The sequence below is a fragment of the uncultured Apibacter sp. genome (genome assembly GCF_946479295.1).
In the GTDB taxonomy this organism is placed as follows: Bacteria; Bacteroidota; Bacteroidia; order Flavobacteriales; family Weeksellaceae; genus Apibacter.
The window spans coordinates 14,233-37,513 of the sequence record NZ_CAMLFD010000008.1; the positions used below are offsets into that span (position 1 = coordinate 14,233).

General features: G+C 29.8%; 22 protein-coding genes. 7 read left to right on the forward strand and 15 right to left on the reverse strand.

Annotated features, from left to right (window positions below; genetic code table 11):
- The first annotated feature begins 67 nt into the window (after nt 1–67).
- The 4 genes from Q0T35_RS06560 (at nt 68) to Q0T35_RS06575 (ending at nt 2,704) form a co-directional block, all read left to right on the forward strand.
- A complete protein-coding gene (locus Q0T35_RS06560; RefSeq protein WP_295841434.1) occupies nt 68–1,282 on the forward strand; it encodes a T6SS immunity protein Tli4 family protein in 1,215 nt (404 codons plus the stop codon).
- The gene (locus Q0T35_RS06565) at nt 1,275–1,649 is read left to right on the forward strand and encodes a hypothetical protein (RefSeq protein ID WP_295841436.1); all 375 of its coding nucleotides are present in this window, start codon (nt 1,275–1,277) and stop codon (nt 1,647–1,649) included. Before Q0T35_RS06560 ends, Q0T35_RS06565 begins: the two co-directional genes overlap by 8 nt.
- Nucleotides 1,650–1,908: 259 nt before the next feature.
- A complete protein-coding gene (locus tag Q0T35_RS06570) occupies nt 1,909–2,295 on the forward strand; it encodes a hypothetical protein (RefSeq protein ID WP_295841438.1) in 387 nt (128 codons plus the stop codon).
- Nucleotides 2,296–2,317: 22 nt separating this feature from the next.
- Nucleotides 2,318–2,704 (forward strand): hypothetical protein, encoded by a 387-nt coding sequence (locus Q0T35_RS06575; protein ID WP_295841440.1) that lies wholly within the window; start codon nt 2,318–2,320, stop codon nt 2,702–2,704.
- Nucleotides 2,705–3,486: 782 nt separating this feature from the next.
- Here the strand turns inward: Q0T35_RS06575 and prmC are convergent.
- From prmC to Q0T35_RS06630, 11 genes are all read right to left on the reverse strand, one after another.
- Nucleotides 3,487–4,362: a peptide chain release factor N(5)-glutamine methyltransferase gene (prmC, locus tag Q0T35_RS06580; RefSeq protein WP_293919341.1), complete on the reverse strand. Its 876-nt coding sequence runs from the start codon at nt 4,360–4,362 to the stop codon at nt 3,487–3,489.
- A gap of 99 nt (nt 4,363–4,461) precedes the next feature.
- The gene (gene secA / locus Q0T35_RS06585) at nt 4,462–7,797 is read right to left on the reverse strand and encodes a preprotein translocase subunit SecA (RefSeq protein ID WP_295841441.1); all 3,336 of its coding nucleotides are present in this window, start codon (nt 7,795–7,797) and stop codon (nt 4,462–4,464) included.
- Between the two features lie 94 nt (nt 7,798–7,891).
- Nucleotides 7,892–8,113, reverse strand: coding sequence for a DUF2795 domain-containing protein (locus tag Q0T35_RS06590; protein WP_055424695.1), 222 nt, complete (start codon nt 8,111–8,113; stop codon nt 7,892–7,894).
- A gap of 537 nt (nt 8,114–8,650) precedes the next feature.
- The gene (locus Q0T35_RS06595) at nt 8,651–9,235 is read right to left on the reverse strand and encodes a porin family protein (protein WP_295841442.1); all 585 of its coding nucleotides are present in this window, start codon (nt 9,233–9,235) and stop codon (nt 8,651–8,653) included.
- Nucleotides 9,236–9,262: 27 nt separating this feature from the next.
- Nucleotides 9,263–10,135 (reverse strand): succinate--CoA ligase subunit alpha, encoded by an 873-nt coding sequence (sucD, locus tag Q0T35_RS06600; protein ID WP_293919199.1) that lies wholly within the window; start codon nt 10,133–10,135, stop codon nt 9,263–9,265.
- Nucleotides 10,136–10,176: 41 nt separating this feature from the next.
- Nucleotides 10,177–11,088: a UDP-3-O-(3-hydroxymyristoyl)glucosamine N-acyltransferase gene (locus Q0T35_RS06605; RefSeq protein WP_293919198.1), complete on the reverse strand. Its 912-nt coding sequence runs from the start codon at nt 11,086–11,088 to the stop codon at nt 10,177–10,179.
- A gap of 23 nt (nt 11,089–11,111) precedes the next feature.
- Nucleotides 11,112–11,678 carry an elongation factor P gene (efp, locus tag Q0T35_RS06610; RefSeq protein ID WP_293919197.1) on the reverse strand — a complete coding sequence of 189 codons (567 nt, stop codon included), beginning with the start codon at nt 11,676–11,678 and terminating at the stop codon, nt 11,112–11,114.
- A 36-nt stretch (nt 11,679–11,714) separates the two neighbouring features.
- Nucleotides 11,715–12,503 carry an acyl-ACP--UDP-N-acetylglucosamine O-acyltransferase gene (gene lpxA / locus Q0T35_RS06615; RefSeq protein ID WP_295841443.1) on the reverse strand — a complete coding sequence of 263 codons (789 nt, stop codon included), beginning with the start codon at nt 12,501–12,503 and terminating at the stop codon, nt 11,715–11,717.
- 3 nt (nt 12,504–12,506) lie between these two features.
- The gene (locus tag Q0T35_RS06620; protein ID WP_293917668.1) at nt 12,507–13,901 is read right to left on the reverse strand and encodes a bifunctional UDP-3-O-[3-hydroxymyristoyl] N-acetylglucosamine deacetylase/3-hydroxyacyl-ACP dehydratase; all 1,395 of its coding nucleotides are present in this window, start codon (nt 13,899–13,901) and stop codon (nt 12,507–12,509) included.
- Between the two features lie 26 nt (nt 13,902–13,927).
- Nucleotides 13,928–14,947, reverse strand: coding sequence for a UDP-3-O-(3-hydroxymyristoyl)glucosamine N-acyltransferase (gene lpxD / locus Q0T35_RS06625; RefSeq protein ID WP_295841444.1), 1,020 nt, complete (start codon nt 14,945–14,947; stop codon nt 13,928–13,930).
- A 41-nt stretch (nt 14,948–14,988) separates the two neighbouring features.
- Nucleotides 14,989–16,218: an HD domain-containing protein gene (locus Q0T35_RS06630; RefSeq protein WP_295841445.1), complete on the reverse strand. Its 1,230-nt coding sequence runs from the start codon at nt 16,216–16,218 to the stop codon at nt 14,989–14,991.
- A gap of 58 nt (nt 16,219–16,276) precedes the next feature.
- Here Q0T35_RS06630 and Q0T35_RS06635 point away from each other — a divergent pair, with 58 nt between their 5' ends.
- From Q0T35_RS06635 to Q0T35_RS06645, 3 genes are all read left to right on the forward strand, one after another.
- Entirely contained in the window at nt 16,277–17,821 is a 1,545-nt protein-coding gene (locus Q0T35_RS06635) for a bifunctional response regulator/alkaline phosphatase family protein (protein WP_293917664.1), read from the forward strand.
- A 270-nt stretch (nt 17,822–18,091) separates the two neighbouring features.
- A complete protein-coding gene (locus Q0T35_RS06640; RefSeq protein WP_293917662.1) occupies nt 18,092–18,646 on the forward strand; it encodes a hypothetical protein in 555 nt (184 codons plus the stop codon).
- A gap of 78 nt (nt 18,647–18,724) precedes the next feature.
- Nucleotides 18,725–19,345 (forward strand): DUF4230 domain-containing protein, encoded by a 621-nt coding sequence (locus tag Q0T35_RS06645; RefSeq protein WP_293917660.1) that lies wholly within the window; start codon nt 18,725–18,727, stop codon nt 19,343–19,345.
- A 168-nt stretch (nt 19,346–19,513) separates the two neighbouring features.
- On the opposite strand, the gene Q0T35_RS06650 is transcribed toward Q0T35_RS06645, so the two are convergent.
- From Q0T35_RS06650 to Q0T35_RS06665, 4 genes are read right to left on the reverse strand one after another with little or no spacing between them, the layout of a single operon-like run.
- Entirely contained in the window at nt 19,514–20,764 is a 1,251-nt protein-coding gene (locus tag Q0T35_RS06650) for a DUF1015 domain-containing protein (RefSeq protein ID WP_295841447.1), read from the reverse strand.
- A 60-nt stretch (nt 20,765–20,824) separates the two neighbouring features.
- Nucleotides 20,825–21,778 carry a D-2-hydroxyacid dehydrogenase gene (locus tag Q0T35_RS06655; protein WP_295841448.1) on the reverse strand — a complete coding sequence of 318 codons (954 nt, stop codon included), beginning with the start codon at nt 21,776–21,778 and terminating at the stop codon, nt 20,825–20,827.
- Between the two features lie 27 nt (nt 21,779–21,805).
- A complete protein-coding gene (gene serC, locus Q0T35_RS06660) occupies nt 21,806–22,870 on the reverse strand; it encodes a 3-phosphoserine/phosphohydroxythreonine transaminase (protein ID WP_295841449.1) in 1,065 nt (354 codons plus the stop codon).
- A 60-nt stretch (nt 22,871–22,930) separates the two neighbouring features.
- On the reverse strand, nt 22,931–23,281 hold the full coding sequence (locus Q0T35_RS06665; protein ID WP_293917652.1) for a 4Fe-4S dicluster domain-containing protein: 351 nt from the start codon (nt 23,279–23,281) through the stop codon (nt 22,931–22,933).

A 23,281-nucleotide genomic window follows, 5' to 3' on the forward strand; every position in this document is an offset into this window, starting at 1 on the left:
GATCAAAAAAACTAATTATTAAAGAAGCCTTGGAGTATTATCATATTCAAGTCAAAAAAAACATTGCATGCGTCCATTTCACGAGGAAAAAAAACTATCAATGCAGGTATTGGAAGATTCCAACAGTGTTCGCTGTTATTCGGGGAATTGTTTGCAAATAAATAAAAAGAAATATGTAATTGTTGTCACAATTTTAATAATACCTTTGTTAGTAGCTTTCAACCGCCTTAATTTAAATATCAACAAGATAATATTATCAAAGGAACAACAACCACAAGTCGATGAACTACTCAATAACTCAGCTACCCGCTGCTTGGGTACCTATTTAATTGATTTACCAAAACAATTTAAAGCTTCAAAAGCTAATTGGTTTGAATATGATTATTATCAAAGCATTTATATCTCAACAGATCAGCAATCTTTACCTCTTTTTAAACAAATGCTTGCCCGCCGTGAACAAGAGTTAAAAAATACTCAACCAGTAGATCCAATTGATGGTAATTTTTTAAAAGCAATCTATCCTTTGTCAGTTTCAAATAGTAATGAAATACAAGGTGTTATTTTTGAAAGGATGGAGAGTGAAGGAATTCCTGATTTTGCTCGAATTTTAGAAAGTTATCACTGGCAAGATGAAGTAACATTCAAAATTGAGATGGATGCTACCAATGGTTCTGCAAGTCGGTATGATGAGGACAGAAAAAAATATCCAGAGATCTACAATAACGATGTACCTGAAAAAATAGCGCAAATGCGAACATTGTTTAAACGTATGCGTGTTCGTGATGATTTTACTATTCCAGAAGAACCTGGTTTTTGTTTTATAAATGGCTTTATGCAAGGCGATGATGATAAACTAAAAGAAATTCAGTTTACCTATCGCTATGAAGATAGAGAGGATTTTTATTTTAGGATCAAATTTACTAATTATGCCGGAAGCGAGTCATTGTTTGATATTCCAGACAATTTTATTATTCAGGGTGAAGGGCAAAAAATTTATCAAGGAACACGAGAAAGTAATAATCTTCATTTAGAAGAAATTATTGTTAAAAATAACGACTTTTTGGATAGTAACGACAATGGATTAAAAAAAGAGAGATATATTTTTAATTTAGGCATTAATATGGAAGAGCCTGATAATAAAAATCCTAACTTAGAGATTCGAATGTACTATATTATCCCTCCTGATAGTCGTAAAGCTTATAGCTTAGATCAGTTAATGGTCATATGGCGTGAAATAACCAATAGTATCAGAATTAGAGAAAATTCGTTTGCAAATGAATAAAAAGAAATATATAATTGCTGTCACAATTTTAATAATACCTTTGTTAGCAGCTTTCAACCGCCTTAGTCTAAATATCAACAAGATAATATTATCAAAGGAACAACAACCACAAGCCGATGAACTACTCAATAACTCAGCTACCCGCTGCTTGGGTACCTATTTAATTGATTTACCAAAACAATTTAAAGCTTCAAAAGCTAATTGGTTTGAATATGATTATTATCAAAGCATTTATATCTCAACAGATCAGCAATCTTTACCTCTTTTTAAACAAATGCTTGCCCACCGTGAACAAGAGTTAAAAAATATTCAATCGATAAATCCAATTGATGGTCATTTTTTTAAAAACTGTCAATCTGTTGCATGATTTTCCTGATGATAAAGTTTCAGGTTTACAACGGTAGGAAATCTTAAAATATGGTTTTGAAAAAGCTAGATCTAAAGCTTTTTGTAAAATCAGAAATATTGCAAAACATTTAATGACCTACATTTAACTTTAAAAGATTTATGTCATTTATTCCTTTTCCACCTTAATGATAAGCAAAATATATAAAGTGAATGTTAAATGGCATAGAATAAATAAAAACACTTATTAGCAATAAATTTAGTTAAACTAAATAAATTATATGAAAAAATTACGATATCACTTTGCACTAATTATTAAATTTTTTTTAATTTTTACTCTTACAAGTTGTTTTTGTACACAAAAAATTAAAGTCCTACCGAAGTCGTTACCTACTGCCACATTAGGTACCCCCTATTATGAAGAGATCCAAGTTTTTGGCGGCCGCGTTATAAATGAATCCTTTCGCTATAAAATTGAACCTGAAAACTCTGGACTTGAATTATCATCTACTCATGCTCAACCTAATAATTTATATAATCACCTCATAGTAGAAGGAACACCTAAAGTTACAGGACCAATCACAATAATACTCTTTGGAAGAACTTACGGTACCATGTGTCCGGGAGGAAAACTTAACAAAACTTATACAATTAAAGTTGAAGAATAGTATCAGAATCAATATAAATTTTATGAAAAAATCACGATATCACTTAATGTTAATCAGTGGACTTTTTTTAGCTATTTTCCTTACAAGTTGTTTTTGTACACAAAAAATTAAAGTCCTACCGAAGTCGTTACCCACTGCCACATTAGGTATCCCCTATTATGAAGAGATCAAAGTTTTTGGTGGCGTCGTTAGAAATGAATCCTTTTTCTATAAAATTGAACCTGAAAACTCTGGACTTGAAATATCTCCTACTGATTTTGGAAAACAAATTTCCTTTAATGATCTTAAAGTAAAGGGAACACCTAGAGTTGCAGGACCAATCACAATAATACTCTCTGGAAGCACTTACCCTACCATGTGTCCGGGAAGAGAACTTAACAAAACTTATACAATTAAAGTTGAAGAATAGTATCAGAATCAATATAAATTTTATGAAAAAATCACGATATCACTTAATGTTAATCAGTGGACTTTTTTTAGCTATTTTCCTTACTGGTTGATTTTGTTCGCAAAAAGTTAAAGTCCTACCGAAGCTGTTATCTAATGCCACATTAGGTTACCCCTATTATGCTGAAATTAATAATAACTTTCGTGTTATTGAACACCATTTTTCCTATCAAATTGAACATGAAAACTCTGGACTCCAACTAGTAATACCTTTAAATTAAGAATCGATTGCACCTTACAATGATCTTATACTGAAAGGAATACCTAAAGTTTTAGGAACAATTACCATAAAACTCTCTGGAGCCACTTACGGAGCAATGTATTCGGGACATGACTTTGAGAAAATTTATACAATTAAAGTTGAAGAATAGTATCTTATCTTTATTAGCTCAAATCTTAAATTATAATTATCAATTTTGTATTAGTGCGTATCAAGTTAAATTGGTTCAGATTATTTATTCCCAGATCCGTTTTAAATCAAGTAATGTTAACATTGATAATCGATCACAATATTTAGTCCTTGATAAATGTTTTTTTTATTACAATTCTGGTAGAGATTATTGGCTTAAAGTTAATTCTTAGCTATATTAAAGTTAATTCTTGCTATTTTAAAATGGAGATAAAAATATAATTTTCTCAAAACCAGTAACATTGAAAATGTCTGCAAAAATTTTCAATAATGGCTTAAAAATGTTCTTATATCTAAAGAAAGCTAAATTTATCAAATGAATTTTAAAAATATAGTTACAGCGATATTCCCTTAGCCTTAATCATCCTAAAATTACCAGACAAATCCTGCTTTAATTCTACATAGTTAAAATAATCTAAAAATAGTTCTCTGGTTTTTTCTCCTAAATCTTGATTAATTTCCACATATACTCTCCCATTAGGCTTTAATTTTTTTTGGGCGAAATGTATGATACCTCTATAAAAAATAAACGGATCATTATCAGGTACAAACAGTGCTTTAGAAGGTTCATGTTCAACAACTCTTGCATCCATCGCTTCTTTTTCATATTCTCTGATATATGGGGGATTAGAAACAAGTATGTCAAAATCATCCATAACTATTATTTCGTTATTACCTGTACTATCGAATATATCGGCTTGTACAAAATTGACATTAACCTTATTGATATCTGCATTTTTTTTCGCCGTTTCAACAGCTTTTTCATCTATTTCAAGTGCCGAAACCTTTGCTTTCATTTTTTTTGCTAGAGCGATTGCAATACAGCCGCTTCCGGAACATAAATCTATTATGTTCAATTCTTTATTTCTATTCTCAAAATCATTAGAAATCCAATCTACGAGTTCTTCTGTCTCAGGTCTGGGTATTAGTACATTGGGATTTACCATGATTTTACAACCGTAAAATTCTGTATACCCTATTACATATTGATATGGCATACCATTAATTAAATGAAATAAAGCTACTTGAAAAAGTGTCGACTTTATTTGAGAATCTTCATGCATTTCATCTAACCCTAGCTTTAAAGTAATTTTGTCTTTGTGTAAAAAGTTTTCTGCCAAGGCATAAAATATAATATCAATTTCTTTACTAGAGTATTGAGAAGAAAGATTTTTAATAAAATCGTTTCTGATCTCTGCTAATGATTTCATGATAAAAAATGCATTTCGGTTAAATTTAATTTTATAAAAAAACCGGAATAATAAATACATACTATTCCGGTATAATATTTTTTCTATATATCTTTGAGTTTATTCATCATCTTCCTGATCAACTAATATCCAACTTCCTTCCTCTATAAGATTCTGAGCCTGTTTGAATTTCATAGATTTAAGTTCTCCAGTTCTCAAATTTCGTAGATTAACTTGTTCATTTCTTCCTATTTTATTTACTCGTAATGGCTCAGATGCAGGTTTTTCTTGAACCTGTTTTTCTTCATTTTCTGTAAACTCTCTACTTTCTACTACTTTTTGCTTTACCTCGCGCGCTTGTTCTATTTTTGATTCTTCAGGTTCTGTAGGCAGACCTCCTTTAAATAAGAAGGAAATAATTTCTTTGTTTGTTTTATCCAACATATCCCTAAATAATGCAAAGGATTCTTGCTTATAGATTACTAACGGATCTTTTTGCTCATAAACAGCTGATTGTACCGACTTTCTAAGTTCATCCATTTCTCTTAAATGTTCTTTCCAATTCTCATCTATAAGAGCCAAGGTGATCCCTTTTTCGAAATCTTTTAATAAGGCTTTTCCTTCAGATTGATATGCTTCTTCCAAATTAGTTGTTACGTTCAATACTTTAGATCCATCAGTAAATGGAACCGAAATATTTTTAAAGGTGTTTCCTCTTGCTAAAAATACATTAGATATAATTGGATACAACTGTTGTGCCGTATTTTCTAATTTTTCTTTGTAATAAGCCTCTGCTTGTTCAAAAAGCTTATCTACAAGCTCTTTTTCAGATATTCGATTAAATTCCGATTCATCTACAGGTGTATCCATAGCAAATACAGTTGCTAATTCAAACTCAAAACTTTTAAAGTTTTTATCTTGTTTGTTGTCTCTAACGATTAAAGCGGCCGTATCGTAAATCATATTCGCAATATCAATGCTCAACTTTTCACCGAAAAGAGCATTTTTACGTCTGCTATAAATAACTTCTCTTTGTTTATTCATAACATCATCATATTCTAACAAACGTTTACGAATACCGAAGTTATTTTCTTCTACTTTTTTCTGAGCTCTTTCGATTGAATTAGTGATCATAGAATGTTGGATGACATCTCCTTCCTTATGCCCTAATCTGTCCATCATTTTAGCGATTCTATCTGAACCGAATAATCGCATCAAATTATCTTCCAATGAAACATAAAACTGGGAGGATCCGGGATCTCCTTGTCGACCTGCACGACCTCTTAACTGTCTGTCCACTCGTCTAGAATCATGTCGTTCCGTACCGATAATTGCTAAACCACCTGCTTGTTTTACTTCATCTGTCAACTTAATATCCGTACCCCGTCCTGCCATATTGGTAGCAATGGTTACTACACCCGGATTTCCGGCTTCTGCTACTATATCAGCTTCTTTTTTGTGTAATTTTGCATTTAATACGTTATGAGGAATCTTTCTTAATTTTAATGCTTTACTTAGTAATTCAGAAATTTCAACTGATGTTGTTCCTACTAATACCGGCCTTTTATCTTCTTGTGACAATCGAATAACTTCATTTAATACAGCATTAAACTTTTCACGATTAGTTTTATACACTAAATCTTGTTGGTCATTCCTTATTACCGGTTTATTGGTTGGAATAACTACCACATCCAATTTGTAGATTTCCCAGAACTCACCTGCTTCCGTTTCGGCAGTACCAGTCATACCCGCCAACTTATTATACATTCTGAAATAATTTTGTAAAGTAATGGTTGCAAAGGTTTGTGTTGCTGCTTCTACTTTTACATTTTCTTTCGCTTCCAGAGCTTGGTGTAATCCATCAGAATAACGTCGACCTTCCATAATACGCCCGGTCTGTTCATCAACGATTTTAACTTGACCATCAATTACTACATATTCTACATCTTTTTCAAATAAAGTGTAGGCTTTCAATAATTGATTCAGGGAATGAATTCTTTCAGATTTAATGGCAAAATATCTCAAAAATTCTTCTTTTTCTTTGTGTTCTTCTTCTTTTGAGAGATTTTTATTTTCAATGTCAGCAAATATAGTTCCTAAATCTTCTAATACAAAAAAGTTTGGATCTGAGTTTCCTTTTGATAAAAATTCTATTCCTTTATCTGTAAGTTCAACTTGATTGTTTTTTTCATCGATTGAGAAAAATAAATCTTTATCGGCTTCAGGCATCATTCGATTATTATCCGATATAAAGTAGGCTTCAGCTTTTAACAAAATTGCTTTATTTCCTTCTTCCGATAAGTATTTTATTAAAGGTTTATGTTTCGGCAGTCCTCTATATACTTGATATAATTTATATCCTCCTTCTTTTTTATCTCCTGAGGCAATTAATTGTTTAGCCTCTTGAAATAACTTTGAAATTTCATTTTTTTGAGCTGAAAAAATGGTTTCAACAATAGGCTTTAATTCTTGATATTCTTGTTTATCTCCTTGAGGAACCGGCCCTGATATAATTAATGGTGTTCGGGCATCATCAATGAGTACGGAATCCACCTCATCCACTATGGCATAATTAAGTTCTCGCTGTACCAGATCTGTGGGAGAATTAGCCATATTATCACGCAAATAATCGAAACCAAATTCATTATTGGTTCCGTAAGTAATATCTGCCAAATAGGCTTGTCTTCTTGATTCTGAATTCGGTTGATGATTGTCGATACAATCAACTCTCAGCCCGTGGAATTCAAATATAGGCCCCATCCAGGCAGAGTCTCGTTTTGCCAAATAGTCATTTACGGTTACTACATGAACACCACGTCCGGGTAAAGCATTTAAATACATAGGAAGAGTTCCTACTAAAGTTTTACCTTCACCGGTTGCCATTTCGGCAATTTTTCCTTGATGCAAAACTGTTCCACCTATATACTGTACATCATAATGGATCATATCCCATTTAACATCTTTACCAGCAGCATTCCAATAATTTTTCCATAGAGCTTTATCTCCATCAATGGTAACATAATCTTTGGATAAAGATAAAGTTTTATCAAAATCAGTTGCAGTAACTGTAATTAACTCATTTTCAGCAAACCTTCTGGCTGTTTCTTTAATTAAAGCATAGGCTTGAGGAAGAATTTCTTCTAATATTTTTTCTTCTATTTGATATGATTCTTTCTCATATTTTTCAATCTCACTATATAATCTTTCTTTTTCATCTATATTATCAACTTTTTGAGTTTGCTCCTTCAATTCTGCAATTTTATTCTTAAGCTCTAAAGTTGCTTGAGTAATTTTTTCTTTAAACTCAACGGTTTTATACCTTAGATCATCGAATGATAAAGATGAAATACTTTCTTCTTCTTTTTTTATTTTATCTAGAAATTTATTTAATTGTGCAAGATCTTTTTTATGTTTATCCCCAATAAATAATTTGAGAACTGAATTTAATATATTCATTATGTGTAATTAATTTATACTTACAAATGTACTAAAAAAAGCTTTTAGTATGAAATATGAAAAGTAAAGCCCTAAACGAGCTAGGGCTTTTCAATTAATATTCATCTTCGTTCCAGAGAAAATCATCATCAGTTGGATAATCCGCCCATATTTCTTCAATGCTATCATATATTTCTCCCTCATCTTCAATTGCTTGTAGATTTTCTACTACTTCCAAAGGGGCTCCCGTTCTTATAGCATAATCAATTAATTCATCTTTTGTGGCGGGCCACGGTGCATCACTTAGATAAGATGCTAATTCTAAGGTCCAATACATAAGGTAAAATTTATATTATGATTAATTTTTTTGTTCCACACATCAAACTTCAAGCCAAATTAGTTATTTATATTTTTTATTTCTATTTCATAAAAAATGTAATAATTTCCGACCTAATTATTATAGTGCTTTTAATAATTTCATTAGAAAATTCAAATAAATTTATAAGTTAACAAATTATAAATTAATAATCTAATCAAAGTAAAAAACAATATAATAAGATAATAAAATAAATAAATGTATAATTTTAAATATAAAATTATTCATATTTATATATAAAAATATGAATAGAATCATATTATTTAAATATTTATTTAAATGAAAAAAGAATTAGAAAATATAATAATTTATATGCCAAAAATGACATCTAATGTACATGACAAATTTTCATTAATTGTCAAGTTTACATAGTATGATTTCAATTAAAAATAATATTTTTATTCAAATTATTGAATTCATTTTATTTTATTAGCTAATTTTATCAATATTATAGCTAAAAAACAAAGTACATTTTGACTAATCTAAAAAAATCATTTACTAATCAAAAATATATGCAAATCCAAGTGCAATAACAGAAGTATCTTGTTTGTTACAATATTTATTATAAATATCCACTAATCCATAATTATAACGTAAGAAAAATTCAGATTTTCTATTTATGCTATACCCTACTCCAGCTCCAATAGAAAAATCCAAATTTTTAGGATTAGATCCATATTGCATTTTTTCTTTCTCTTTATCTTTTTGATAAATAAGTACTCCGATTTGTGGGCCTATTTCTCCAAAAAAATCGCTATCATCACCTGAAAAATATGCTCTAAAATATATAGGTATATTTATATAATTTTGATAAAATTTAGAATCAATTTTCTGATTATCAGAAGTTTTAATTTTATCTTTTTCACCTTGAAGAGAATAAGAAATTTCAGGTTGAATAAAAAATTGATTGTAATAGTCTAATTTTATTTGAGCTAAAACACCTACTGATCCAGCAATTCTGTTACTGGATTCTTCATGAACCTTTGATATATTTGAACTATGTATAGTACCCCTAACACCTAATCTCATCTGAGAACAAGATAAAACGGGTGCTACTAAAAATAAAAGAACACTTTTTTTCATAATTAGTATTTTATTGTAAATATAAATTTAATTAAGAACGCTATATACAGTTTTTCCAATTTCTGCCGGCGAATTAACTACATGAATACCACACTCTTTCATAATTTTCATTTTTGATTGTGCCGTATCATTTTCTCCACCAACAATAGCTCCGGCATGTCCCATAGTTCTGCCTTTAGGTGCAGTTATACCTGCAATAAATCCTATAATAGGTTTTGATGTATGGAGAGACCTATACCAATAGGCTGCATCGACTTCCAGTTGGCCTCCTATTTCTCCAATCATCACAATACAATCCGTATCTTTATCCTCTATAAACCATTCCAAAGCATCTTTAATTGTTGTCCCAAGCAAAGGATCTCCACCTATTCCGATAGCTGTAGAAATACCAAATCCGGCTTTAACAACTTGGTCTGCAGCTTCGTATGTTAATGTTCCTGATTTGGAAATAATCCCAACCTTTCCTTTTTTAAATATAAAACCTGGCATGATACCGACTTTTGCTTCTTCAGCAGATATTATACCTGGGCAATTAGGACCAATTAATACACAATCATATGAATTAAGATAATTCTTTACTTCAACCATATCTTTAACAGGAATGCCTTCCGTAATACATATGATAACTTTTATTCCAGCTTGGGCAGCCTCCATTATGGAGTCGGCTGCAAAGGCAGGGGGAACAAAAATTATAGAGGTATTGGCCCCTGTGCGATCAATTGCATCTTTAACTGTATTGAAAACGGGTTTATCTAAATGAATAGTTCCTCCTTTTCCAGGTGTCACCCCTCCAACTACATTCGTACCATAATTAATCATTTGTTCAGCATGAAAAGTACCTTCTTTTCCAGTAAATCCTTGAACAATTACTCGAGAATTTTTATCAACTAAGACTGACATAGTTTTTATAAATTATGGGTTTGAAAAATTTCTAATTAATCTTATTTAACTAATCTTTTAAGAGTAGCCAATTCTTTTAATTTCTTTTTAGCTTCTTCTGCTGGATAACCAAAATATGTTTTACCTGCTTCTAAATTTTTTGATACTCCAGATTGAGCAAGTATGACTGCTTTCCTTCCAATAGTAAGCGATGAAGCAAAGCCTGCTTGTCCCCAAATGGTTACTTCATCTCCTATGTTGCAGCAACCGGCTATACCCACTTGTGATGCTATCAAACATTTTTTTCCTACAACTGTATCATGGCCTATTTGGATAAGATTGTCCAATTTTGACCCTTCTCCAATAATTGTTGAATCAGTCACTCCTTTATCAATAGTACAATTAGATCCTATTTCTACATAATCTTCTATAATTACATTTCCAACAGATTTTAAACGATCATAATAATCTACTCTGTTTTTATAATAAAAACCATCTCCTCCGATTATAGTGCCTGATTGTATGATAACGTTATTACCTATGATTGTATTATCATGTATAGTTACATTTGGGAAAATAATACAGTTGTCACCTATTTTAACATTTTTACCTATGTAAACACCAGGTTGTATAATTGTATTTTTTCCAATTTTAGCATCGTCAGAAAGTAACTTATTTTGCGGTATAAATTTCACAAAATAGTCATTAATTTTATTAAAATCTCTAAAAGGATCTTCAGATAAAAGAAGTGCCTTATTTTCCGGACATTCTACTTTTTTATTAATTAATATTACACTTGCTTTACTTTGTAAAGCTTTATCATAATATTTCGGATGGTCTACAAAAACTATCTCTCCTTCTTTTACTCGGTGAATTTCGTTAGTTCCATATATTGGAAAATCTTCTTTTCCGATATAACGACATCCTATAATTGATGCAATGTTTTTTAGTGTGTATGAATGTGGAAATTTCATTTTTTAATAATTATACGAATATTTTATTCTTTTACTCTTTCTATATAAGAGCCATCGTCTGTATTAATTTTAATTTTTTCACCTACTTCGATAAATAAAGGTACTAAGACTTTAGCTCCAGTTTCAATAACGGCATTTTTAAGCGCATTCGTAGCTGTATTTCCTTTTACACCCGGTTCTGCTTCTATTACTTCCATAATTACACTTGCAGGTAATTCAGCAGATAAAGGAGTTTCATCTTCTTCTTTTAAGATAATCATCACTTCTTCTCCGGCTTTCATAAATTGTGAATTTTCAATCAAGTTTTTATCAATATAAATTTGAGAGAAATCATCATTATTCATAAAATGGAATCCATGATCATCATCGTATAAATATTGATATTTACGAGTTATAACTCTTACATCTTCTATTTTACTTCCTGCTGAAAAAGTATTATCAACAACTTTACCTGATGTTAAAGATTTTAATTTAGTTCTTACAAAAGCCGGACCTTTTCCGGGTTTAACATGTAAAAATTCAATCACTTTATAAATATCATCGTTAAAATTGATACAAAGTCCCTTTTTAATATCTCCCATTCCAGCCATATGTGTATAATTTAATTTTTTTTATATTATTAATTTTTATAATCCTTGTGCATTAAACCCTCTCATTACACCTCTCATGCTTGATTGTATAAATTGGATAATTTCATCTCTTTCTGGTGTTGCCTCAAATTCTGCTTCTACTACTGATAGAGCTTGAGTAATATTTAGTTTATTTTGAAAAATAACTCTATATATATTTTGTATTTCGGCAATTTTATCGGAACTAAATCCTCTTCTTCTCAATCCTACAGAATTTATGCCCACATAAGATAATGGATCTCTAGCTACTTTTACATAAGGAGGAATATCTTTTCTGACTAAGGAGCCTCCTGTTACAAAAGCATGATTTCCTATAGAGCAAAACTGGTGAACTGCTGTCATACCTGCCATAACCACATAATCACCCACTGTGATATGTCCGGCTAAGGTTGTATTATTGGAAAAAATACAGTGATTACCTACTTCACAATCATGAGCAACATGAGAATAAGCCATAATCAGACAATTATTTCCAATTACGGTTTGCATTTTATCTGAAGTTCCTCTACTCACGGTAACGCATTCCCTTATTACTGTATTATCTCCTATAAACGTGAGTGCTTTTTCTCCTTTATATTTTAAATCTTGAGGTTCTGCCGAAATCACTGCTCCCGGAAATATTTTGCAGTTTTTTCCAATCCGCGCTCCCTCCATAATAATTACATTAGAGCCGATCCATGTACCCTCTCCAATTTCAACATCTTTATAAATTGATGAAAAAGGTTCGATTACAACATTCTTTGCAATTTTTGCATCAGAATGCACAAATGCTAATGGTTGAATCATCTTCTATTCTTTAGTTTTTACTACTTGAGCCATCATTTCTGCTTCTACAACCATTTGTCCGTTGCAATATCCGTATCCCTGCATATGTACAATCCCTCTTCGTATTGGTTCTAATAAATCTATTTTAAAAATTAATGTATCTCCTGGTATAACTTTTCTTTTATGTTTAACATTATCTAATTTAATTAAGTAGGTAGAATAATTTTGAGGATCATCTACATTTTCAAGTACAAATATTCCTCCCGTTTGTGCCATGGCTTCAATTTGCAATACACCTGGCATAACCGGTTCATTTGGAAAATGTCCAACAAAAAACGGTTCATTAATCGTAACATTTTTTACTCCAATTATATGTTTTTCATCCACTTCCATAATTTTATCTACTAATAAAAAAGGTGGACGGTGAGGAAGCATTCTCATAATGTCTTTTATATCGTATACCGGTTCTTTGTATAAATCGATTTCCGGAATATTTTTTCTTTTAAATAATTTATATAGTTTATTAAGTTTTTTTGCAAATTGTGTATTACAATGATGTCCAGGCTTAGTAGCTATTATTTTTGCTTTTAGTCTAACTCCAACCAATGTTAAATCCCCTATAACATCCAATAGTTTATGTCTAGCCGCTTCATTCGGATAATACAAAGTCACATTATCCAGAATTCCATTGGGACGAACACTGACTTCAGGCTGATTGAATACTTGTTTTAGCTTATCTAATGTCTTAGGAGAAAGTTCTTTATCTACGTAAACAATGGCATTATTTATATCTCCTCCTTTAATTAATCCGGAATCTAAAAGATTTTCCAATTCATGAAGGAAACTAAATGTTCTTGCGTTCGCAAAATCAGTTTTAAATTCCTCAATACTCTTCATGGTAGCATTTTGTGTTCCTAATACCTTTGTACCAAAATCTACCATAGTTGTTACTTCAAAGTGATCTGAAGGGAGTGCCGTAATTTCTGAACCTGTTTCCGGATCTGTATAAGAAATTATTTCTTTTATGATAAAGTATTCCCTATTCGCATCTTGCTCAATTATTCCAACATCTTCAATTGCTTGAACAAAATATTTCGATGAGCCATCCATTATGGGTGGTTCTGAACTGTTCAATTCAATATAGGCATTATCTAAATCCATTCCTGTTAATGCTGCTAATACATGTTCACAAGTATGTATTTTAACTCCTTTTTTTTCTAAAACTGTTCCTCTTTCAGTAGAAGTTACATAGGTTGCATCAGCTTCAATAGTAGGTTGTCCTTCCAAATCCACCCTAACAAAAACGAAACCTGTATTTACAGGTGCAGGCTTGATTGTCATAACAACTTCTTTACCTGTATGCAAACCTTTACCTTTTAACGTAAACTCTTGCTTAAGTGTCTTTTGTTTATCTGACATTTTTTTATAAATTATTAGTTAAAGATTTACTTTTTACCTTTTTCTAATTTTTCTAATCTTTTAACAATTTCCGGAAGCTTTTTAAAGTATATAAAGCTTTTTTGATAATTAAGATAATTGATTGCAGGAGAACCAAATAATCTTTGATTATCTTGCACATCATTGGAGATTCCGCTTTGCGCCTGTACAATTACATTATTTCCTACTTTTAAATGTCCTGTAATTCCTACCTGACCACCTATCATACTCCATTTTCCTAATTTAGAGGAACCTGCTATCCCTGATTGTGCTGCCATTGCTGTATGTTCACCAATTTCTACATTATGAGCTATCTGAATAAGATTATCCAGCTTAACACCTTTTTTTATGATTGTTGAACCTATTGTAGCACGATCAATGGTGCAATTCGAACCAATTTCGACATTATCTTCTATTAGTACATTTCCAAGTTGTGGAACTTTTTCATATCCTTCATTTGTAGGCTGAAATCCGAATCCATCTCCTCCTATTATAGTTCCTGCATGTATAGAACAATTATTTCCTAATACACAATCTTCATAAATTTTTACACCTGGACCTATATAACAATTATCTCCAATAGTAACATTATCCCCAATAAAAACATGAGGATAAATTTTTGTATTCTTTCCTATTTTTGCATTATTTGATATATAAGCAAAAGCCGCTACATATACATTTTCCAATAAAACTGCTGATTCGGCTATAAAAACAGGATTCTCAATTCCTTGTTTTTTAACCTTCATTTCATTATAAATGTTTAAAAGTTTATTAAAAGCCGCGTATGCATTGTCAACAACTATAATTGTTGGTAAATTGGAAAGATCTTTAGGTACTAGATCTTTTGAAATTATAACAATTGATGCTTTTGTATCCTTTAAATATTCTTGATACCTTTCACCACCTAAAAATGTTATGGTACCAGGCTTTCCATCTTCTATTTTTGAAATATAAGATACTTTTTCTTGGGGATTTCCTTTTATATCCCCATTAATTAAATTTGCTACTTGTTCAGCACTAAAATCCATGATGGGCAAATGTAAACATTTTCTAAGTATTATAAAAATCTTTATTTAACACCGTATATCTCTCTAGGCATGCATAAATGATAACGAGTAATTTTTTTTCTCAAATCTTTAACCAAAACTTGATTATCAGCTTTTTGCAATTCTATTATCTCTCCGTTTTTTAGTAATAATTTTATAGGGTCTTTTTTATCATTATATGCCAATACACTCAAATCTTTTTGATGTACAAAATTTTTACCATCTTCTATATCAAATAATTCCTTTGTTGCATTTTCCAATTTTAATAACTTATCCTTTGAAATCGGTTCAGAAATTATACACGAAAATGGTAATTTCCTTTGAATGATAAACTGACTTAATAAACTTAATATTTTATCTTCATCAGCCTGCCATAATTTTAGGGCTGAAATTATATCAGAATCATCCAATTGAGCAAATTTTTCTAAATCTACTTTTGTTAATTTAATAAAATCGGATTTCTTCAAAAAGTAATTTAATATATCGGAAGCTGGAACTTCTTTACCTTCTTTAGTTAATTGCTTGGCTCTTTTTAAAGCTTCTATTAAATAGATTTCCGCTGTTACTGATGTTTTATGAAAGTAGACTTGCCAATACATAAACATTCGCGATGTTAAGTATTTTTCAATTGAATAGATGCCTTTACTATCAATAACCAACTCATCATTTATGACATTCATCATAGTTATGATACGTTCAGAATTTACATTCCCTTCTGAAACTCCAGTAAAAAAACTATCTCTTTTTAAATAATCCAATCTATCCAAATCAATCTGACTTGAAATCAACTGATGAAAAAATTTCCTTGGATATTTATTTAAAAATATATCAATTGCTAACGACAATTCATTATTGAATTCTTCATTCAACAAATTCATAAAAGTTATAGAAAGGTTTTCATGATGAATTCCATCCAATAAAGTTGATTCTAATGCATGGGAAAAAGGTCCATGACCAATATCATGCAATAATATAGCTATTAATGAAGCTCTTTCTTCTTCTTTCGATATTTCTACACCTTTATCTCTTAAAATTTTATGGGTAATTTGCATTAATTGAATTCCCCCTAATGCATGTAAGAATCTTGAATGTGTAGCTCCTGGATATACATAATAGCTTAAACCTGTTTGTGAAATCCTTCTTAATCTTTGAAAATAGGGATGTTCTATTATATCGAATAATAAATCATCTGATATTGAAACAAATCCTAAAACCGGATCGTTAAATATTTTCCTTTTATTTATTTTTTCCAAAAGGCATATTTTTTGTACATTAATGCAAAATTAATGTAAATAAAATAACTATATAAGTATGGGTAAAAAAATATTATGGATAGATGATGAAATTGAATTATTAGAACCTCATATAATCTTCTTAAAAAATAAAGGATATGATGTTATTGATATCAACAATGCAGCAGAAGCCTTAGAACTAATTCCCATAAATAATTTCGATGCAGTTCTACTTGACGAAAATATGCCTGGAATCGGCGGTTTAGAAGCTTTGCAAAAGATCAAAGAAATAAAATCCGATTTACCTGTTATTATGGTAACAAAAAATGAGGCTGAAGATATAATGGAAGAGGCTATAGGAGAAAAAATTACAGATTATATTTTAAAGCCTGTTAATCCTAATCAAGTTTTAATTAGTCTAAAAAAGCTCCTTAAAAGTGATGAAATTATTGAAAAAAAAACCGTTCAAAATTATCAGCAAGAATTTCGAAAAATTTCAATGGATTTGATGTATGCTCAAAGCTTTGAGGATTGGATTCAAATATATTTGAAGCTCATTCAATGGGATATTAGCTTTGATAAACTTTCCGATGTTGAAATGAGCTCAATATTGAACAATCAAAAAGAAGAAGCTAATAATTTATTTTCTAAATTTATTGAAAACAATTATCATTCCTGGTTACATTCTGAACAAAAACCTGTAATGTCTCATACAGCATTTAATGAAGTAGTTAGACCGGTTATTAATACTCATAAAAAGGTTATACTACTTATGATTGACAATCTTCGCTACGATCAGTGGAAAATAATTAAACCTTTATTCGCTAAAAACTTTAATACCATTACAGAAAAATCATATTTCAGCATTCTTCCTTCCGCTACTCAATATGCCAGAAATTCTTTTTTTGCCGGGTTATTACCATTGGAAATTGAAAAAAAATATCCTCAATATTGGGTAAGTGAGAATGATGATGAGCATAAAAATCAATATGAAAGTGAATTATTATCTGCTCAACTCCAACGTTTAGGTTTGAAGGGAGTAAGAAATAAATACTTTAAAATTTTAAATGCCGAATTTGAGAAAAAAATTTATGATGAATTTAAGTATCATAGCAGTAACGCTGATTTTATTACTATAGTATACAATTTTATAGATATTCTTTCTCACGCTAAAACTAATAATAATATTGTTAATGAATTAATTAGAGATGACAAAACATTCCGATCTTTAACTTATACTTGGTTTGAAAATTCAAGTATTTTAAAAATCATTCAATCAGCTGCAGAAGACGGATACAAAGTTGTTATCACAACCGATCATGGTACTATTTATGTAAAAAAACCTAGCAAAGTAATCGGTGATAAAGAATCTTCTACTAATTTAAGATATAAACTAGGAAAAAATCTTCAATATGATGAGAAAGATGTATTCGCAGTTAGTGATCCGGAAAATTATTTTCTACCTAAAGTTAATTTAAACTCAAAATATATTTTTGCTAAGGAAAACAAATTTTTTGCTTATCCTAAAAATTATAACCATTATGTAAATTATTATAAGGATACCTATCAACATGGTGGAGTTTCAATGGAAGAAATGATTATTCCTATAGCTATACTGGAATAGATAATTAATTTTTATCAAACTTTTTAAAACAAAAAATAATTAATTTATCTATTTTAAGTTACGATAAGTTATATTTTATAAGCTACCTATTCATATAGCTTATATATTTGTCTAAACAAATAATATACAATTAAACTATTCTATATGCATCAATTTTTTATGGATAGTTGATATATTTCTATTATTTCCTTAAGCTTAAATAAATTAATACTTCACCTCAGAAATAATATCGATATATTTGTATATTTACAAAAATTATTTTTATTTTATATGAAATTTAAACGTCACGTTATTCTATTTTTTATTTTTATCTTATTCATAAGTTGTAGAACGCAAGATTATATAGTTAATAAAAAACTAAAAGATCATGAAGGAGAAACTATATTAATAGGCCAGGTTACGCGTGAGGCGCTTAAACAACCTGAATTTAATTCATGGTTTTCGGATGAGTATAATTCATATGTTCCAGATCAAAATGTCACTAAAAAGTTAAAGAATAAAATTAAACTCTATCATATAGAAATTTATTTTGGGACTTGGTGTAGTGATACTCAGGAGCAATTACCAAGATTTTTAAAAATTCTTGATAAAGTTAAATATCCTCAAAGAAAATTGAAATTAATTGCACTAAACCGTAAAAAAGAAAGTTTTTATGGAGAGCAAAATCAAAAAGGCATTTCAAATATTCCCACTTTTATTCTATATAAAGCTCATCATAACCCTAAAAGAAGAAATATAGAAATAGGTAGAATTGTTGAATCGCCAACAAAATCACTTGAATTAGATTTATATAAAATTGTTACCGGCAGAGAATTAAAAAAATAACTGATTGGTTTCTATTCTTTACCTACTTTTTTTGCATGATTTATGTAATGTTCTTTGTTAATATAAAAAACATGTAAAATGGTAATATTTAATTTTTTAAAAAAATATTTTTTATCCATATTATTTTTAATCTTAGGTTTACTTGCTTTTATTTTTATCTTAAAAAAATCAGGCAAAGAAAATGTTAGATCGGAAACTAAAATTATCAATCATGAAATTCAACGTCTTAATAAAATGATTGTAATTGAACAAAATTTTTCCTCATTCAAAACAAAAAAATATAATAACTTTAATCCGAAATATTTTGATTTTTTAAATAAAAATATTGTTTTATATATTACTGCAATGGCTCAGGTCACTTATGACATGAAGAAAATAAAAATAGATGTTGATTCGACAAGTAAAACTGTACATATTATTTTTATACCCGAACCAGAATTAAAAGTTTATCCTGACGTTGAAATTTATAGTATGGAAACAGGATTTTTGAATAATTTTTCAAAATCTGAGCTAAATGAGGTTATGGAAGAGAGTAAAAAAGATATAACTAATGAGGTCGAAAAATCTAATATTAAAGCTTTAGCTAAAACTCAATTAATATCAAATCTAAAAGAATTATATAAAGTCGTTAAACTTAATAATTGGAAAATAATTGATGATACTCCTTATGCTAATCAGTTAAACACCATTAAAGATTAGCAGTTAATTTTTTTCAAAAATTCTTATTCTCATTTTAAAATATTAAGATTATCTTTTAAATTGTAATAATATTGCTATATATATATTTATTATTGTGAATTAGTATCCGAAAATATCTCGAAAATATCTATTAAAAATAAAATTGTTTATTTGAGCTTTCAAACGTACTTATTTCATATTCAACATGATCATTCCTAAAGGAAACTTTGGCTCAACATAAATTATTTTATCCGGCAACTGTTCATCTAAATCTAATACTCTTTGTAAATCTGAAAATGAAGGAGGATAAAATCCAAAACCTATTTTAAAACCACCGGTATCCACCATTTGTTTAATAGTATTAATTCCTTCTATAGTATTAGTTCCTTTGATATAGGCTATTAAATTTCTATTTTCTTCGCAATCTGATAAATTAAAAATTTTATCCAATATAAATTTATTGAATAGATATACATCTATATTTCCCAATCCAATGGGCATACCCCTATATTCATGTTTTATATATAAACCATAAAATTCTCCCTCAATATACATGCTTATATGATGTTTATGAGAAGGAAAATAAGGCGCATTTCCTTTTCGATTTATAGTAAAATGCTCCTCTAATCTTGTGAATAATTCATTTTTAGATATACCGTTTAATGACTTTAAGAGCCTATTAAATTCAACAATTTTTAAATTTTGTCCGGAAACAAGTAAAGATAAGATTTGATGATTCTGATCTAATAGAAAATCCTTAAACTTCCCTTTTTCTTTTATTTTATCCGAATGTATTATAGCTCCCTCCATTCGATAATAACCATCTGCTAAATAGAGAGAGGGTAAATTAGATACCGTATCTTTAAATTGCGCTAATTTCAATCTATTATCTATTCGCCACAACTTATGTGTAATTTCTAATTCATCATCAAATTGTATAAATGGTTTACTCTTAATTTCAATATCCATTAAGATCTCTATTTTTGAATTCGATTCATAACAAAGTAATACAGGATCAGTCTGTAGATAAGTAATATCCAAAAATTGAGTAAAATCTATAATTTTTTCTTTTTTTCCGGTCGACGAGAATTTTATTGTATGATCTTTGAAATCATCCACTGAAACTAATCCTACAATTCCTCTAAAGAACTCTCCTGTTGATTTTTTTTGTTCATAGACATAAAATGAGGCAGGATCATGTTCAAGTAAATTTTCTTTAACATAATCCTCATACCTTTTTCTTATTTTTTTTAAACGATTTTCCAAAGGACTTTCACCTTTAAAGAACATCGGTTTAATAATATCTATATAAGATGGTGTTTTGCCTCTGAGTTTTATTCTTATTTGCTCATCTGTATATATATCGGGAGAATACATGGGAAAATCTTTCCCATCCTCCTCTTTAGGATGTATTCCTTTAAAAGGTTTAAAACTTAACATATAAAGATCATTTACGAATAAGTTAAAACTAATATACTATTTTTGATAGTATATTCTATACTATTTTTTTGCAATAGCAACTATTTGTTCTGCCAATTCCATTCCCACCCTTTCTTGGGCTTCTTTTGTATTACCTCCAATATGAGGTGATAAAGATAATTTAGGATTCATAAGCAATGTTATTTCCGGTTTAGGTTCTTTTTCAAAAACATCTAAAGCCGCACCAAATATTTTATCTTCATTTAAAGCATTTAGTAAAGCCACCTCATCTATAATTCCTCCCCTTGAAGCATTTACTATTATAGCATTATTTTTCATTTTGTTTAGCTGTTCTTCTCCTATTACATACTTATTTTGTTTAGGAATGTGAACGGATATTACATCTGAATTTTTAATAACTTGTTCCATGGGAACAGTTGAAATTTCAAAATGTACCTGTTGTCCGTCAAAAAAATCTATTGAAATTGTTCTTGTGATATCGTTTATATCAGAAACTAATACCTTCATTCCCAAACTTAATCCTATTTTTACCACTTCCACTCCTATCCTTCCAAATCCAATTACTCCTAAAGTTTTCCCTCCAAGTTCCATGGCTCTTGAATAAGATTTTTTTAAGGCTGCAAAATTTGTGTCTCCTTCCAAAGGCATATTGCGATTGGAGTCTTGAAGATATCTGTATAAAGTAAACATATGTGCAAATACCAGTTCGGCAACTGATCTTGAAGAAGCTGCAGGAGTATTTATAACATGTATACCTTTATCTTTAGCATATTCAACATCAATGTTATCCATCCCAACACCTCCTCTACCTATAATTTTAATAGAAGGACATTGGTCTATCAAATCTTTTCTAACTTGTGTAGCACTTCTTACCAATAAAACATCAATATTGTTTTCATTTATAAAATTGGCTAACTGTTCTTGAGCAACTTTATGTGATAAAACTTCATGACCTTCTTTTTCTAAAAATTCTATTGCAGATATAGAAATACCATCGTTCGGTAATATTTTCATTGTATATTTATTTAATTAAATTAAAAATTAGGCAGTTTTTTCAAGTTCTTTCATAACATTAACTAGGGCTTGCACTCCTTCTAAAGGCATAGCATTATAAATACTTGCTCGATACCCTCCTACGGTTCTATATCCTCCTACTCCTACAATATTAGCATCCTTCCACATTTGATCAAATTTGGCTTTATATTTTTCTTCGTCATTTAAAAAGAAACACACATTCATAATAGATCTGTCTTCTTTTTCGCATACTCCTCTAAACAGAGGGTTTCTATCAATCTCATTATATAACAATTCTGCCTTTACCTTATTTTTTTTCTCAATTCCTTCCGTTCCTCCTTGTTTTTCTAGCCATCGTAAATTCAATAAGGTTGTATATACTGCAAATACAGGCGGAGTATTAGCCATACTTTCTTTTGCAATATGTACTTCATAATCTAAATAAGAAGGCAAATTTCGTCCTGTTTTTCCTAAATATCTTTTATCTACTACCACCATTGTTACTCCGGCCGGACCTAAATTTTTTTGTGCTCCTGCATAAGATATAGCAAATTTATTATAATCAATGGATCTACTTAAAATATCAGAGGACATATCACATACAATAGGAACATCAGTTTCTGGAAATGTTTTGATTTCTGTGCCATAAACGGTATTATTGGAGGTAATATGTAAATAATCAACATCAGAAGGAATCGTATAGCCTTTAGGTATATAGGTGTATTTGTCCTGTTTTGAGGAAGCTAAAACTTCTATCTTTCCGATTTTTTCAGCTTCTTTAATAGCTACAGAGGCAAAATTTCCGCTGTCTATATAAGCAGCTTTTGATTTAAGAAGATTATATGGAATCATAGTAAATTGTAAGCTAGCACCACCTTGTAAATACAATACTTCATGATGATCGTCTAACTTCATTAATTTCTTTGCTAAACTTCTAGCTTCATCCATTATAGCAATAAAATCTTTACTTCTGTGTGATATTTCAATTAAAGAGGTCCCATTATTATTAAAATCCAACACTGCCTGTGCGGCTTGTTGAATTACTTCTTCCGGTAATGTAGAAGGTCCTGCACTAAAGTTATATTTTTTCATTAATTAATAAATATAATGTTTTTATCTTGTTAGGAAATAAAGTAAACACGTTTATTATTCTCAAGAAGGATGTAAAAAATCCTTCTTAGCGATCAATTCTTCATCAGTTTCCACATGAGCATCATCAGGAACACAACAATCCACCGGACATACGGCTGCACATTGCGGTTCTTCGTGAAAACCTTTACATTCCGTACATTTATCCGCAACTATATAGTAAATATCATCAGATATGGGTTTTTGTGGAGTATCAGCATCAATAGAAAGACCGCTCTTAGTTACAACCATTCCTGTTAACCCAGTACCTTCTGACAATTTCCAATCCACCGCTCCTTCATATATTGCATTATTGGGACATTCAGGCTCACACGCTCCACAATTTATACATTCATCCGTAATTTTTATAGCCAT

Bases quoted from the DNA above. Each gene is read 5' to 3' on its own strand.
- efp (WP_293919197.1), bottom strand. From the start codon at position 11,678: ATGGCTGGAATGGGAGATATTAAAAAGGGACTTTGTATCAATTTTAAC.
- Q0T35_RS06665 (WP_293917652.1), bottom strand. From the start codon at position 23,281: ATGGCTATAAAAATTACGGATGAATGTATAAATTGTGGAGCGTGTGAG.
- Q0T35_RS06620 (WP_293917668.1), bottom strand. From the start codon at position 13,901: ATGTCAGATAAACAAAAGACACTTAAGCAAGAGTTTACGTTAAAAGGT.
- Q0T35_RS06635 (WP_293917664.1), top strand. From the start codon at position 16,277: ATGGGTAAAAAAATATTATGGATAGATGATGAAATTGAATTATTAGAA.
- Q0T35_RS06565 (WP_295841436.1), top strand. From the start codon at position 1,275: ATGAATAAAAAGAAATATATAATTGCTGTCACAATTTTAATAATACCT.
- Q0T35_RS06605 (WP_293919198.1), bottom strand. From the start codon at position 11,088: ATGAAATTTCCACATTCATACACACTAAAAAACATTGCATCAATTATA.
- Q0T35_RS06590 (WP_055424695.1), bottom strand. From the start codon at position 8,113: ATGTATTGGACCTTAGAATTAGCATCTTATCTAAGTGATGCACCGTGG.
- secA (WP_295841441.1), bottom strand. From the start codon at position 7,797: ATGAATATATTAAATTCAGTTCTCAAATTATTTATTGGGGATAAACAT.
- sucD (WP_293919199.1), bottom strand. From the start codon at position 10,135: ATGTCAGTCTTAGTTGATAAAAATTCTCGAGTAATTGTTCAAGGATTT.
- lpxA (WP_295841443.1), bottom strand. From the start codon at position 12,503: ATGATTCAACCATTAGCATTTGTGCATTCTGATGCAAAAATTGCAAAG.
- Q0T35_RS06575 (WP_295841440.1), top strand. From the start codon at position 2,318: ATGAAAAAATCACGATATCACTTAATGTTAATCAGTGGACTTTTTTTA.
- Q0T35_RS06570 (WP_295841438.1), top strand. From the start codon at position 1,909: ATGAAAAAATTACGATATCACTTTGCACTAATTATTAAATTTTTTTTA.
- prmC (WP_293919341.1), bottom strand. From the start codon at position 4,362: ATGAAATCATTAGCAGAGATCAGAAACGATTTTATTAAAAATCTTTCT.
- lpxD (WP_295841444.1), bottom strand. From the start codon at position 14,947: ATGGATTTTAGTGCTGAACAAGTAGCAAATTTAATTAATGGGGATATA.
- serC (WP_295841449.1), bottom strand. From the start codon at position 22,870: ATGAAAAAATATAACTTTAGTGCAGGACCTTCTACATTACCGGAAGAA.
- Q0T35_RS06650 (WP_295841447.1), bottom strand. From the start codon at position 20,764: ATGTTAAGTTTTAAACCTTTTAAAGGAATACATCCTAAAGAGGAGGAT.
- Q0T35_RS06645 (WP_293917660.1), top strand. From the start codon at position 18,725: ATGGTAATATTTAATTTTTTAAAAAAATATTTTTTATCCATATTATTT.
- Q0T35_RS06595 (WP_295841442.1), bottom strand. From the start codon at position 9,235: ATGAAAAAAAGTGTTCTTTTATTTTTAGTAGCACCCGTTTTATCTTGT.
- Q0T35_RS06655 (WP_295841448.1), bottom strand. From the start codon at position 21,778: ATGAAAATATTACCGAACGATGGTATTTCTATATCTGCAATAGAATTT.
- Q0T35_RS06640 (WP_293917662.1), top strand. From the start codon at position 18,092: ATGAAATTTAAACGTCACGTTATTCTATTTTTTATTTTTATCTTATTC.
- Q0T35_RS06560 (WP_295841434.1), top strand. From the start codon at position 68: ATGCGTCCATTTCACGAGGAAAAAAAACTATCAATGCAGGTATTGGAA.